The sequence below is a fragment of the Paenibacillus sp. FSL R5-0473 genome, assembly GCF_038004565.1.
GTDB classification, from domain to species: Bacteria; Bacillota; Bacilli; order Paenibacillales; family Paenibacillaceae; genus Paenibacillus; species Paenibacillus amylolyticus.
Genome location: NZ_JBBORL010000001.1, coordinates 4,235,297 through 4,248,250, shown reverse-complemented (window position 1 = coordinate 4,248,250; position 12,954 = coordinate 4,235,297). Strand labels below are relative to the sequence as shown.

The following is a 12,954-nucleotide window of genomic DNA, read 5'->3' as shown; positions in this document are numbered from 1 at the left end:
AAGATTAACATTTTAATATCGAATGCTTCGAGCGATCCGATCTACATGCAGATTCTAACTCAGATCAGACAGAGCATCTTGAGCGGAGAATTGGTTGCTGGAGATAGTCTTCCCTCCATTCGGCAGCTCGCCAAGGATCTGCAAGTCAGTGTTATTACAACTAAACGTGTCTATGAAGAGCTGGAGAAGGAGAAACTGATCGATTCAGTTGTAGGCAAAGGGAGCTTTGTATCCGGAGCCAATCAGGACTTTATTCGAGAGCGGCGGATGAAACAATTGGAAGAAAAGATGCTCGAAGTGATTCGTGAGAGCAGAGAACTGGGCATGAGTTCACAGGATGTAATCCATCATCTTACATTGTTGGTTGAGGAGGAATAAGCATAATGAACGCTATCGAATTACGTAATGTAACCAAAACGTATCCCTTATTTAAAGTAGATAATGTATCTCTGGATGTGAAAAAAGGGTATATCACGGGACTTATTGGTCCGAATGGGGCGGGAAAGAGTACTTTGATCAAAATGATCACGGGTCTGATCCAGCCCGATAAGGGGAGCCTCAAGACATTGGGCAGTAAGATGCCAAATCAGGAAGTTGATATCAAGCAACGCCTTGGCATTGTGTCAGATGAATGCTTTTATTATGAGCATCTAACGATCCGGGAGATGACACAAATGATCGCTCCTTTTTACACCAAATGGGATAATAAAGCGTTCAATGACTACTTGGATCAGTTCGAACTGTCTCCCAAAAAGAAAATCCAGGATCTGTCCAAAGGCATGAAGATTAAGTATTCTCTCGCCGTAGCTTTGTCGCATGAAGCGGATCTGCTGATTATGGATGAACCGACATCCGGGCTTGATCCTGTGTTTAGGCGGGAACTGCTTGATCTGCTTGCAGATATGATACAGGACGAAACAAGGTCTATTATTTTCTCAACGCATATTACGACGGATCTGGAACGTATTGCAGACTACATTACGTTTATTCATCAAGGGAAACTGGTGTTTAACGAGGCAAAAGATGATGTGCTGGAAAGGTATACGATTGTAAAAGGGGATATGGGTCTGCTTGATTCCGACATTCGGAAACATTTCATCGGAATACGCGAGACAGCCGTTGGTTTTGAAGCATTGTCGGATCATAAGGCAGAGGCCGAACGGTTATTTGGCAGGTTAGCTCTTTTACAAAGACCTACGTTAGAAGACCTCATTTATTTTACGGCGAAGGGAGGACGCAAATATGCTTAACTTGCTTCGTAAAGATTTCATTGTACTAAAAAGTTCACTGTGGACGATTGGGTTATACCTGGTGGTATTTAGTCTCGCCTTTATACCTAAGAGTGAAATGTCAATGTATTTTGTAGGCATCTACACAGCCTTTGGTTCGGTCATGCTGGCAACCATGATTGATATCAAGAACCATAATCACAATTTCCTGGTCACACTCCCCGTTAGCCGCAAACAGATTGTAAAAGCCAAGTACCTTTCTGCTATAATCTATACGTTATTCGGGGTACTCGCGTCGTTTGGGATTCACCAGCTTGTGAACCTGAATTATCCTGAACTGAACAAGCCGAATTATTCATTTAGGGATATTGTCATTTCCATAGGCATGGTGCTTGCGCTGGTTTCCATATACATGCCTCTTTTCTACGGGCTTAGCAAAAAAGGAGCTGGTATCATCAATGCGATATTCATGGTCTGCATGATTATACTGGCGCAACCCGTTGCGTACCTCATGAGTATGGCCAACGAGAACGGTATGATTACCACAACGACAATGGCATCGGTTTCTGTAGGCATTATAGGTTTGTTTGTAGTGTCTTATCTTATTACGATCCGCCTGTTTGCAAGAAAAGACCTTTAAGCACAGAGCGGGTGCAGGTAGAGAATATAGAACACCAAAAGTAAAGTCGCCATAAGGCGACTTTTTTTGATGCAGCGATACGAGTGACAAATTACACTTGATATTCTTCGGATTGACTTCAATCCAAGAGTATCAAAAAGTTACATTTCTTTAGCCAGTGTAATGAGCCTGTTCATGCCTTCCCGAATCTGCTGCTCATGTGCATAAGAGAAGGACAGGCGCAGCTTGCGACTGGCTGAATTATCCGAAGAATCAAATACGGTTCCAGGTACAAAGGCAACTGATTGTTCCATGCATCGGTGAAGCAGTTTTCCGGTATCCACACCCTCAGGAAGCTCCACCCAAAAGTTGAGTCCGCCCTCCGGCCGGGTCCACGTCCAGTCCGTTTCCAGCAGAGATTGTTCCATCACTTCCATCCGTAGCTGGATGGCGGTCCGCAACTTGGACAGATGCTGATGCATACGTTCTGACTGAAAATAACGGAGAAAAAGCTTCTGGTTCAGAAGGGGCGATCCGTTATCTGTCAGTGATTTTACAGCCTGTAGTCCTGGCATGAATCGCTGGCGGCATATGATGGCTGCAATCCGTAGCCCGGGTGCAACATACTTGCTGTAACTGCGGATGTACAGGGTGTGTCCAGTAGTGTCGTAGGTGAAAATGGGTGCAGGAGGTTTCTCCTTAAAATAGATATCATAGGTGCTATCGTCTTCGAGCAAAAAACATCCATACTGTTCTGCAAGTTCGGGTAACTGCTTGCGCTGTTCTACTGGAACGTTAACGCCAGTTGGATTATGAAAAGTTGGCGTCGTGTAGAATAAGCGTGGTTTCTCCGATTTCATCAGATGTTCGATCTGCTCCAGATCATACCCATCCGAGTGAATATCCGTAAAGATCAGACGAGCACCTTGTTTACGGAAAATCTCCATTGCTGGTCCATACGTAGGCCGTTCCATCAACACCCGATCCCCGGGTTTGACCAGCGTCCGCGAGATGACGTCAATCGCTTGCTGGGCCCCCGATGTAATGAGCACTTCGTCTGCAGAGAGATAGAAGCGTTCTTTTTTCGTTAGATGGCTTGCCAGCGCACTTCGCAATTCCAGATCTCCCTGAATTGTGGAATACGTTCCGAGCAAACGGGGATATTGATCCAGCAGATCACGCATTAGTTCACCCCAATAACGGTTGGGCAACAGAGAGGGATCGATTAACGATTTGGAAAATTGGTATTCTGCTTCAAGGGACTGTACCCGTGCAAGTGAATCCCAATGCAGCCAGGCAGACACGGCGGGATCATCCGCCTGATCCGTTACTGAGAATGGAGTCGCTGGGCTGACATAATAGCCAGACTTATCTTTCACATAAACATTCCCACGTTCTTTTAACTCCTGATAGGCTTTGAAAACAGTCAGACGATGTACGCCGAGTAGCTCGGACAGGCTTCGTACAGATGGCAGTTTTTCATGTTCGGCCCACTCTCCCGCTTCTATACGTACAACGAGATAATGGATGACTTGCTCATATAATTTCAGGCTGTTATCTGTCATCATCATGGTTCTGCCCACCCGGCTCACACTCCTTTTGAACTCTATTGTAACAGCTAATGGGAGAAAACTGTTCTGTTTTGTTCATTCTGTTCTGTAGACCATGAGATATGATGGAGAACAGATAAAGGAGTGGTTATCATGGTGGGGATTGCATTTACGGTTATGTGTCTTATTTTCGGTACAACATTTCTGGCTATTAAAATTGGAGTAGAGGCAGGCATGCCGCCTTTTCTGTCAGCCGGATTGCGATTTGTAATCGCGGGAGCGCTGATGTTTGCATGGATGAGGATGAAGGGCAAAGTGAGCTGGTCGCTCCTGTTCCGCAAGGAGATGTTGTTAACGGGAGCGGGGCTGACCTTCGGCACTTTTGCCACATTATATTGGGCTGAACAGCATGTGAGCTCGGGTGTGGGTGCCATTCTTTCAGCGACAGGGCCGCTGATGATTATGTTGATGCAGACGGCGCTGTTACGGCAAAAAACATCTGCCCGTATGATTGTGGGCTGCCTGATCGGGTTCACCGGTGTGGTACTGGTTGTGTTGCCAGGTGTATCGCTTGGTGCAGGTTCCCTGTTCATGTGGGGTTGTATCGCGGTACTAGTGGGGGAGGTCTGTTATTCAGCAGGTGCATTGTACTCCAAAAAGGTCATTCATCAGTTCAAGGAGGCTAGTCCTGTAGCGATCAATGCGGTGCAGATGATGTATGGGGGACTGCTGTTATCCCTGCTCTCGGTCGGAACGGAATCGTGGAGTATGTCTGCTCTGGACTGGGTGCCTGCCGTCTCGTCGGTGATCTATTTGACTGTCATCGGCTCCATGGTGGGGCATAGTCTGTTCTATTGGATTATGTCGCGTACCAACCCGTTGTTTCCAGCAACATGGTTATACATTTCACCACCCATTGCCGTAGGGCTTGGTGCTGTTGTCTACGGTGAGCATGTCAGCTGGGTTACATGGATCGGTGTAGTGCTGGTCGTTTCAGGTCTGCTGGCGATGAATGAGAAGGTGAGCGGTTGGTTGAAGAAAAGAAGTCGTGCGAGGATGACAGTGCAGGCTTCCGAATCTGTTTTAAAATAGGTAAAGTTTGAAGGTATGCAGCTCAATCTCAAAATCAGCCATTGATTTTAGGTTGAGCTGTTTGTTATTTCAACATGATATTCTCGTTAACCAGTAGGTAGTAATATTCATCCATCTGTTCTGCCGTGACATTTTCTTCGAAATGTTGTATCCACCACATCACAAGTAAACGAATCACCCCCGAGTGAAACTCGGCAACAAGTTCTATGGGAAGTGAAAATTGTTTACCTCTTCTCTTCAATTCCAGAAAATCCCGTCTGAATATCTCTCCGATATAATGTATGAAAAAGTTGTTAAACCCCTCATCCTTCTGTTGGTTCTGCACGATGGTCTCCAGTACATTTCCAAACAGAATTTTAGATATGCTTTGCAAAGGCTGCTGTAACCGGTCTTCTACATTCATGTGTAAATAATCCCGAAGGACCCAAGTTAGGGTGGAGGACAGTAGAGCAAATTTATCCTTGAAATGTTTGTAAAACGTTGTTCGGTGAACCATAGCTTTGTCACATATTTCATTAATTGTGATGTTGCTGAATAGCTGACCTTTCTCACATAACAGATCGAGTAGCGCCATCGTTAACAATTTATGAGTTCGGGTAACTCTCAAATCCACCTTTTTATCAATCATTTTCATCTACATCAGTTCCTTATTGTAGTTTAGCTATATAGTATCAACACATTGATTCTTACATGGAACGAGATTTCAAGTGTATATTGGTATTATAAGTAATTTTTAGATAGAGCTACAAGTGTAGATAAAATATGATGGATTAGAGAGGATGAAGTGGCGATGTCCGACATGAAAAAAGCTGTGGTAATCGGGGCAGGTATTGCAGGGTTAATCACTGCAAGGATGTTATCTGATTATTATGATGAGGTATGTATCATTGAGCGAGATGAATTGCCTTCTGAGCCGACGAATCGGCAGGGTGTGCCTCAATCCTTTCATCCACATCGTGTATTACCGCGCGGCGGACTCATTCTGGAACACTACTTTCCCGGATACAATGACGAATTGGTCGCGCTTGGTGCCATTCCTTCACATGAAGAGAAGTTTATGATTGCCAATCGCTACGGTAGATTAGTTAATAAGGCGAACGCTGCTTCCTCATTCAAAATTGCATCAAGCAGCAGAGCTCTGCTGGAATGGGTACTGCGTGAGCGAGTCCAGAACATAGATCATATAAGCTTCTTAACGAGCACGGAAGTTACTGGGTTAATGGCATCAGAAGATCAGCGTTCGATTACAGGCGTGTATACCAAAGAAAGAGGTCGGGATAACCGGGAAGCAATGCTTGCAGCAGATATGGTTATTGATGCCGCGGGACGTTCTTCCAAATTGATCAGATGGCTTGAACAGATAGGGTTGTCCGTGCCTGAGCCGGAAGTGCTGAAGGTGTCTCTTGGTTACAGCACCCGCTATTATAAGATACCATCCTCTATTCAAAATGACTGGGGAACGGTGATAACAGAGTCTGATCCTGTGCAAGGAATTCGTGCAGGCATGTTGTGGCGCATTGAAAATGATATCGCCGGACTGTTACTGTTCAACGCAGGGGGAGACGAATATCCTTCAACTCATCCGGATGAGTTCCAAGAGCAAATCAAACATCTGTTTGCTTCGGATGAAATCGTAGCATTGGCAGACCAGCTGGAGCCTTTTCAAGGGCCTCGGGGATACCGTATTTCCGAGTCTGTCCGTCAACATTTTGAACTGATGGAGAATTGGCCCTCCGGATTACTCGTCCTTGGCGATGCATTTTGCAGCTTCGATCCGATCCATGGTCAAGGCATGACGGTCGCTGCAATTGAAGCCGAGACCATAGGAAAATGTTTGGATGAGCAGCGAATGCATCCTGAGCCGCAGTTTGAGCGCCAAGTGTTGCTTCGTATGCAGCAGGCCATTGAACCGGCCTGGTGGCTTAGTTCTGTGGCCGATCTGCGTTGGAAAGGGGTCGAACATGTTGGGCCTTCCCGAATGAAAGGGGTTTCGTTTGCTCAGAAGTATATAAACTTGTTTACGAAGCAGGCGATGAAAAAGGCGAGTCAGGAAAATAATAAACATCTCTTTTTTACCCAGTTCCTGATGAATGCTCTAATCCTTCCTCCAAGTGAATACTTTAAAGGTGAAATCCTGAACATGATCCTGAACGACAACGGTTCCGAAGAAGAAATGGAGTTAAGAGCAGAGCTTGGTGTCCAAGATCCGGAGCTGTTTCAGCAAAGAATAGATGAGATCATTCCGTCATTTCAACTGGAATTTGATGGGCAAATCAAAAAACTGCTGGAGTCTTTCCAGCATGCCATGAGCAAGTAAAACAATGAATCGTGGTATGTGAAAGTCACCGCATTGTTGCTCTCAAAACATAAAAAATAACAGAAAAATATACCTAATATAATCGCTAAATAGGCTAATAAACATATTTTAAAAATCAAAAAAACAGCCCTGTACGGCGAAATTCGCCGACTGGGCTGTTCGTTGATCTTATTTACTCTGCGTTCAGCACAAACTTCTCAATAACCTCTTTTACACCGTCTTCGTTATTACTTGCCGTAATGTAGTCCGCCAGCTCTTTCAGCGCAGGGATGGCATTTCCCATCGCTACACCAAGACCAGCAACTTCGAGCATCTCATGGTCATTCCAGGAGTCGCCGATGGCAATACACTCGCTGAGCTGGTGACCGAAATGGTCCGCCAGGAAGGTCAGGGCGTGGCCTTTAGTTCCTTCATTATGCATGATCTCCAGGAAGTAAGGTTTGGACTTGGTGATATGCACCTGAGGTCCGAGCAATTCACGCAGGTCAACGGCAACCTTATCCAAGTAGTCTGGCTCATCGATAATGAGCAGCTTTGGTGTTTTTTGTTCGATGACTTTGATGAAATCAGATTCGATGTAATATTGGGTGCCATTTAATTTGGCATAATCACGCAGCTTGTCGTTTTCCTCACGGGCATACAACTTGTCGTCAATGTATGTTTGAAGGTGGAGATTGTTCTCCAGGCAGTAATCATACAATTTGCGGGAAGCTTCCTGTGGAACGTAACGCTCATAGAGGACTTTTTCGTCCAGCAGGTTTTTCACCAATGCACCTTGATACGTAATGATCGGCACGTTAAGTCCGGTTTGACGAGCAAGCGCTTGTGCGGAAGCATAAGCACGTCCAGTCGCCAGCGTTACAGTTACACCATGGGCAACCGCTTGTTCCAGTGCAGTCTGTGTAGCAGGGGTTACTTCCTTGTTGTCGTTGATCAGTGTGTCATCAATGTCGATTGCAATCAATTTGTAGCTCATCTGTGTTTCTCTCCTTTTTTATCTGTATCTATTTGTATCTATACCCGACTTAATCTATATCAGTTCAACTAAACGTTTTACACGATAACGGAGAGGACAGAAAAAACCTGAAGAAGCGGAGCGTTCGCCTGAAAGCTTTCTGAAAGAAAGCTACTTCGGAAGCATAAGCTATCCCCGGATTTTCCCTTTGAAGAAGGGAATCAAAAAAATCTGGGGATAACAGCGATCGGAAGGTTATTCTGTCATCGGAGTGGCAGGTGTAAACATTCTTGGGTTGAACTTATATACCTACTCTTCCAGGAAAACAAGGCCGATAAAGTCATCCAGCTCAAGGTTGCCGAAGTAATGTTTTACATCCAGGCCCTCAAGTGCAGTACGCACCTCGGTTTCTTCATACCGCTTGCCGCGCAGCATATTTTCGATATCCGCCACATCGCCTACGCCGAAGAAGTCGCCAAAGATTTTGATATCTTCGATGCGTCCATCCTTGATGTTCATGCGCAGATCGATGATGCCAACAGGGAATTTGCGTGTGTGCTTCACATTGCTTTCCGGAGACAAGCCATAGTTCCAGTCCCAATTATTATAACGCTCAGCGGAGATTTCCTTGATTTTGTCCCAGTCCTTGTCAGTCAGCTTGTATTGCGGGACGTCTTGTGGCTCCATTCTGAAAATGTGACGTAACAGCTCATCGCGGAACTGCTCAATCGTCAGGTTGGTATCAATCAGATCCCGTATGTTGGCGACCCGGCTGCGGACGGACTTGGTGCTCTTGGATTTGAACTTCTCGGGATTGACGTTCAGGGAAGCCTGAACATGCTCCAGATTCAGATCAAACATCAATGTGCCATGACTGAACATGCGCCCACGTGTGGAAAACTGGGCGTTGCCCGAAATTTTCTTTTCGCCCACTTGCAGATCATTACGCCCGGTCAACTCGGCATTTACACCAAGCTCGTGCAAAGCTTCAACCACTGGCTGGGTAAACTTGCGGAAGTTATGGAAGGATTGACCGTCATCCGCTGTAATAAAGCTGAAATTCAGGTTGCCCAGATCGTGATATACCGCTCCGCCTCCCGAAAGACGACGAACGACCTGCACACCGTTATCCTGAACGTACTCGATATTAATTTCTTCAATCGTATTTTGATGTTTTCCGATGATGATCGAGGGACGGTTGATGTAGAACAGCAGATAGCTGTCATCCTCCATCGGCAGATGCTTCAGAATGTACTCCTCAATCGCAAGGTTTACAGAAGGATCTGTAATGCCCTGGTTGTCTACAAACAGCATGGTCATTCCTCCATTAATGTATGTGAGGGATTGCTAGTCCCTTATGTAGTGAACCTTGTATATCAAAAGGAACCGAAATTCCTCTTCTATTGTAAACGAATTATGGTTGGGACACAAAGAAAACAGGATTGACCCACACCTCCCGTGCCATCCATAATAAAAAGGACATACAGAAAGGATGACGGAAGAATGACCGGTTATATCGAAGTGTTCGGACATGGCGGGGACGTGGAGACGGCTGCGTCACGATTTGGGAGGGAAGCCGCTGATTTTCTGGATTTCAGTGCCAACATTAATCCACTCGGTCCACCCAGAGGGGTGCTGGAGGCTATACAGCAAGGATTGCAGTCGGTGATTCGCTATCCCGATCCGGCGCATCGGGAATTCAAAGCACTGCTGAGCGAGCGTCTTGGTGTGATGCAGGAGCTGATTTCCGTGGGCAACGGCGCAGCCGAAAGCATGGCGCTCATTCTGCTGGGGCTTGCCCCGCGCAAGGTGGGTACGGTGGAACCGGGATTTTCGGAGTACCGGTCGTTGGCACGACAATTCGGTGCCGAGGTTGTACATACGAAGGGAAGAGAAGAACTGGCGTGGCGAGCGGAACCCGAGGACATCGAGCAACTCATGGAAAAGGTAGACCTGCTCTTCCTCGGCCAGCCCAACAATCCAAACGGTGTACAATATCCACTTGAGGTATTACAAAGGCTTGCACGCAAAGCGGAAGAAACGGGAACCGTACTTGTCATTGACGAGGCCTTTATGGATTTTATTCCGGTAGACCGGCGTCAGTCCCTGGCAGCACAACTGAATGACTATCCTAATGTGATCATCATTCGCTCGATGACGAAGTTTTATGCCATTCCGGGTTTGCGTCTCGGATATGCTTTGGGCCGTGCCGAATACATTCAGGCGATGACAAAGAAACAGGTGACCTGGAGTGTCAACGGTCTGGCGCTCATGGCAGGGGAAGCCTGTCTGCGCAGCGGAGAACGGTACGAACAGGAGACCATGTCACAGATCACGCGGGAACGGGGGCGTCTCATCGAAGGGCTGAAGGCGTACGGATGTGCGGTGACACCGGGAGAGGCGAATTTTATTTTGGCACGTGTGCCGGCCCCTTGGACAGCGGCATCAATGCAGGAGGCGCTGGGTCGAAGAGGCATTCTGATTCGCAGCTGTGCCATGTATCCGGGGCTTGACAAAGGGCATGTACGTTTCGCGGTCAAGTATGCAGACGCCAATGCGACATTACTCGAAGTGCTGGGTAGCGTGCTGGAAACCAAGGGATTTCCGAATGCCGATCAGACGAAAGATGAGGAACAGGGAGGGGAGCGGCAATGACACTCCCGTTTTATAACTACTTTACGAATGGAGAAACAGACGAGAATGAATATGCTTCCTCTTCCTGGCCGGGACTGAACATATCTGCACATGAACGACATATCAAAGCACAGAGTCCAAGGGCAGCCCAAGCGCTGTCGAGTGCGGTATATGGCGGCGGGATGTTTGAACTGGATCGCATATTTAACATCTATGTGGACAGGCATTACCGCTGTGATGATCCGCCGCGTGATATCGAACAAGCGCTGAACGAATGGCGAGAGCCGCGTGATCAATGTGCCGGATTATTGACGGCCGTAAGGCTGGAGCATACCTCCATTCAGGAATATACAAGTGATGAATTTGGTCTTCTGTGCTGTACCACTGCGGGTGTATCGAATGCCGCACGCGCGGGGTCGGAGAGAACGGTTTTTGATACGGTGGGAAATAAGACGATGTCTTCCGGCAGGGAGCGCTCTGCTCCTTCAGCACGGAATCTAACGATGGCCCCCTATGTCCCGGGTACAATTAACATCATGCTCTGGTTGAACGGACGCATGACCAACGGGGCGATGGTGAATGCGGTACAGACGGCGGTGGAAGCCAAAGCGGCCGCGCTGGCGGATGTGGGTGTTCTGGATTCGGAGAACGGGTTGCTCGCCACCGGCACCACAACCGATGCCATTGTGTTTGCAGTAGGTCAGGCAGTGGAAGTGGAGGAACCTCAGCCGATGATCACTTATGCCGGGACAGCGACTACGGCAGGGGCGGCGATTGGCAGATTGGTATACGACACGGTAACGGAAAGCCTTCGGGCCGGACTGTTATGGAAAGAGAGGGTCAGGCACAAATGACTTTTGAGGTGGAGCATATATGGACCTGGCCTTTCTGGACAGGCATGGCGGGAGCCTGGATTATTATTCTGGCGTACCTGTTGGACCGATGTATCGGAGATCCGCGCTGGATTCCCCACCCGGTGATTGGCATGGGTAAAGGCATCTCGGCGTTGGAGCGTGTCATTCGCTCGTGTGTGCGCACAGATTCGGGGCTGAAGAGAGCCGGGCTGTTGTTCCCGATGGTGATCGCAGGGGGTTCTTTTGCGATCACGTGGGGAATCGTATATCTGCTTGGACTAATCCACCCTGTCATTGCAGCGGCAGCTGAAGTGGTGCTCATTGCAACAACCATTGCTTCAAAAGGGCTGAAGGATGCAGGCATGGAAGTGTATCGTCATCTGAAGCAGCAGGATTGGCCGGCGGCCAGACGTTCACTGGGCATGATTGTTGGACGTGATACGGCGCATCTGGATGAACCCGAGGTTGTACGGGGAACGGTAGAGACGGTTGCCGAAAATATTGTGGATGCCATTGTCTCGCCGTTATTCTATGCGCTCATTGGAGGCGCTCCGCTTGCCATGGCTTATCGTGCCATCAACACGTTGGATTCCATGGTCGGATATAAAAATGACAAGTATCTGCATCTTGGCTGGGCCTCGGCCCGTCTGGATGATGTGGCGAACTGGATACCTGCCCGGCTGACCGCGATTCTGTTAATCGTGGGTGCCTGGGTCATGAAGCTGGACGCCAAAGGAGCAGCACGCATGGTTGCACGGGATGCAAGACTACATCCAAGTCCGAATAGCGGTTTTCCCGAATCAGCGGTGGCTGGAGCACTGGGCATCCGGCTTGGCGGACATAACGTGTATCACGGCGTTGCTTCATTTCGTGCCTACATGGGTGAAGCCACACGGCCGATGGAAGCCGAGGATATTGTGCAAACGTCACGTCTGATGTTCTGGTCGGCAGGTGCTTTTGTGGTACTATGCGTGTTCATAACGCTGGGTGTGTGGCTGGCAGGAGGGACGCTGTTATGGCCGTAAATGAAGGAAATGCAGGCAATGAAGTACATACGAATCAGCCTGGGCCGCTGAAACGAAACATTCTGTGGGTCCGTCATGGGACAACGTTGTGGAATGTGGAAAAAAAATATCTGGGGCATACCGACATCGGTCTGCTGCCAAATGCCAAAGAAGAACTGGCTCCGCTTCATGAACAATTGAGCGGTGTTTTGTGGAACGAGGTATATTGCAGTGATCTGCTTCGCTGCCGGCAGACGTTGGAACAGATTCTTCCCGATGCCATCGGACAGGTGAAGTTCGACTCGCGTCTGCGCGAGAATGATTTTGGAGAGTGGGAAGGGCTGACGTATGATCAGCTTAAGGATAACCCTGTGTACCGAAGCTGGATTGATGCGCCGCAGGAGGTCACTCCGCCCGGAGGGGAATCGTGGCAGGAGTTTACCGGACGGTTGGATTCCTTTCTCCAAGAGATGTTGTTGGAGGGTCGTTCTTCAATGCACGTTGATGAGGGGCGCGAGTCAACCATCGTTGTGGTTACGCATGGTGGTGTCATCCGGTATGCCTTGTCCCGTCTGATAGCCGGGCTTGGGTTCTGGGATACACATGTCGTACCGGGACAGGTGATTCAGGTTCAGCTTGATCAACAGGGGAATCAGTGGTTTGGCAGCATAGTGACTTTTCCGCCGATCGGGTTGTAAGG

The 12,954-nt window shown here is 48.1% G+C and carries 13 protein-coding genes; 9 read left to right on the top strand and 4 right to left on the bottom strand.

The window, feature by feature from the left end; all coding sequences use genetic code 11:
* Window positions 1-3 precede the first annotated feature (3 nt).
* The 3 genes from MKY28_RS18670 to MKY28_RS18660 are packed head-to-tail and all read left to right on the top strand — an operon-like array spanning window position 4 to window position 1,869.
* On the top strand, window positions 4-378 hold the full coding sequence (locus MKY28_RS18670; RefSeq protein WP_036610760.1) for a GntR family transcriptional regulator: 375 nt from the start codon (window positions 4-6) through the stop codon (window positions 376-378).
* Between the two features lie 5 nt (window positions 379-383).
* Complete coding sequence (locus MKY28_RS18665) at window positions 384-1,250, top strand: ABC transporter ATP-binding protein (RefSeq protein ID WP_340936623.1); 867 nt, start codon at window positions 384-386, stop codon at window positions 1,248-1,250.
* On the top strand, window positions 1,243-1,869 hold the full coding sequence (locus MKY28_RS18660; RefSeq protein WP_100529019.1) for an ABC-2 transporter permease: 627 nt from the start codon (window positions 1,243-1,245) through the stop codon (window positions 1,867-1,869). Before MKY28_RS18665 ends, MKY28_RS18660 begins: the two co-directional genes overlap by 8 nt.
* Window positions 1,870-2,009: 140 nt before the next feature.
* Here the strand turns inward: MKY28_RS18660 and MKY28_RS18655 are convergent, their stop codons facing one another.
* Window positions 2,010-3,431, bottom strand: coding sequence for an aminotransferase-like domain-containing protein (locus MKY28_RS18655; RefSeq protein ID WP_340936622.1), 1,422 nt, complete (start codon window positions 3,429-3,431; stop codon window positions 2,010-2,012).
* 120 nt (window positions 3,432-3,551) lie between these two features.
* Between MKY28_RS18655 and MKY28_RS18650 the strand changes: the two genes are divergently transcribed.
* A complete protein-coding gene (locus tag MKY28_RS18650; protein ID WP_340936621.1) occupies window positions 3,552-4,490 on the top strand; it encodes a DMT family transporter in 939 nt (312 codons plus the stop codon).
* Window positions 4,491-4,554: 64 nt separating this feature from the next.
* On the opposite strand, the gene MKY28_RS18645 is transcribed toward MKY28_RS18650, so the two are convergent.
* On the bottom strand, window positions 4,555-5,124 hold the full coding sequence (locus MKY28_RS18645) for a TetR/AcrR family transcriptional regulator (RefSeq protein WP_340019657.1): 570 nt from the start codon (window positions 5,122-5,124) through the stop codon (window positions 4,555-4,557).
* A gap of 156 nt (window positions 5,125-5,280) precedes the next feature.
* Here MKY28_RS18645 and MKY28_RS18640 point away from each other — a divergent pair, with 156 nt between their 5' ends.
* A complete protein-coding gene (locus tag MKY28_RS18640) occupies window positions 5,281-6,807 on the top strand; it encodes an NAD(P)/FAD-dependent oxidoreductase (protein ID WP_340936620.1) in 1,527 nt (508 codons plus the stop codon).
* Window positions 6,808-6,979: 172 nt separating this feature from the next.
* On the opposite strand, the gene MKY28_RS18635 is transcribed toward MKY28_RS18640, so the two are convergent.
* Window positions 6,980-7,783 (bottom strand): Cof-type HAD-IIB family hydrolase, encoded by an 804-nt coding sequence (locus MKY28_RS18635; protein WP_036610742.1) that lies wholly within the window; start codon window positions 7,781-7,783, stop codon window positions 6,980-6,982.
* 288 nt (window positions 7,784-8,071) lie between these two features.
* Entirely contained in the window at window positions 8,072-9,076 is a 1,005-nt protein-coding gene (locus MKY28_RS18630) for a lipoate--protein ligase (protein ID WP_340936619.1), read from the bottom strand.
* 189 nt (window positions 9,077-9,265) lie between these two features.
* Here MKY28_RS18630 and cobD point away from each other — a divergent pair, with 189 nt between their 5' ends.
* The 4 genes from cobD to MKY28_RS18610 are packed head-to-tail and all read left to right on the top strand — an operon-like array spanning window position 9,266 to window position 12,952.
* Window positions 9,266-10,417, top strand: coding sequence for a threonine-phosphate decarboxylase CobD (cobD, locus tag MKY28_RS18625; RefSeq protein WP_340936618.1), 1,152 nt, complete (start codon window positions 9,266-9,268; stop codon window positions 10,415-10,417).
* A complete protein-coding gene (locus MKY28_RS18620) occupies window positions 10,414-11,250 on the top strand; it encodes an adenosylcobinamide amidohydrolase (RefSeq protein ID WP_076327237.1) in 837 nt (278 codons plus the stop codon). Before cobD ends, MKY28_RS18620 begins: the two co-directional genes overlap by 4 nt.
* Window positions 11,251-11,294: 44 nt before the next feature.
* Window positions 11,295-12,275: an adenosylcobinamide-phosphate synthase CbiB gene (cbiB, locus tag MKY28_RS18615; protein ID WP_076327413.1), complete on the top strand. Its 981-nt coding sequence runs from the start codon at window positions 11,295-11,297 to the stop codon at window positions 12,273-12,275.
* Entirely contained in the window at window positions 12,266-12,952 is a 687-nt protein-coding gene (locus tag MKY28_RS18610) for a histidine phosphatase family protein (protein WP_340936617.1), read from the top strand. Before cbiB ends, MKY28_RS18610 begins: the two co-directional genes overlap by 10 nt.
* The last annotated feature ends 2 nt before the right edge of the window (window positions 12,953-12,954 follow it).

What these genes read in the sequence shown, in the direction of transcription:
- MKY28_RS18640 (WP_340936620.1), top strand. Translation starts at nt 5,281, where the DNA reads ATGTCCGACATGAAAAAAGCTGTGGTAATCGGGGCAGGTATTGCAGGG.
- MKY28_RS18660 (WP_100529019.1), top strand. Translation starts at nt 1,243, where the DNA reads ATGCTTAACTTGCTTCGTAAAGATTTCATTGTACTAAAAAGTTCACTG.
- MKY28_RS18645 (WP_340019657.1), bottom strand. Translation starts at nt 5,124, where the DNA reads ATGAAAATGATTGATAAAAAGGTGGATTTGAGAGTTACCCGAACTCAT.
- cobD (WP_340936618.1), top strand. Translation starts at nt 9,266, where the DNA reads ATGACCGGTTATATCGAAGTGTTCGGACATGGCGGGGACGTGGAGACG.
- MKY28_RS18650 (WP_340936621.1), top strand. Translation starts at nt 3,552, where the DNA reads ATGGTGGGGATTGCATTTACGGTTATGTGTCTTATTTTCGGTACAACA.
- MKY28_RS18620 (WP_076327237.1), top strand. Translation starts at nt 10,414, where the DNA reads ATGACACTCCCGTTTTATAACTACTTTACGAATGGAGAAACAGACGAG.
- cbiB (WP_076327413.1), top strand. Translation starts at nt 11,295, where the DNA reads ATGGCGGGAGCCTGGATTATTATTCTGGCGTACCTGTTGGACCGATGT.
- MKY28_RS18630 (WP_340936619.1), bottom strand. Translation starts at nt 9,076, where the DNA reads ATGCTGTTTGTAGACAACCAGGGCATTACAGATCCTTCTGTAAACCTT.
- MKY28_RS18665 (WP_340936623.1), top strand. Translation starts at nt 384, where the DNA reads ATGAACGCTATCGAATTACGTAATGTAACCAAAACGTATCCCTTATTT.
- MKY28_RS18635 (WP_036610742.1), bottom strand. Translation starts at nt 7,783, where the DNA reads ATGAGCTACAAATTGATTGCAATCGACATTGATGACACACTGATCAAC.
- MKY28_RS18610 (WP_340936617.1), top strand. Translation starts at nt 12,266, where the DNA reads ATGGCCGTAAATGAAGGAAATGCAGGCAATGAAGTACATACGAATCAG.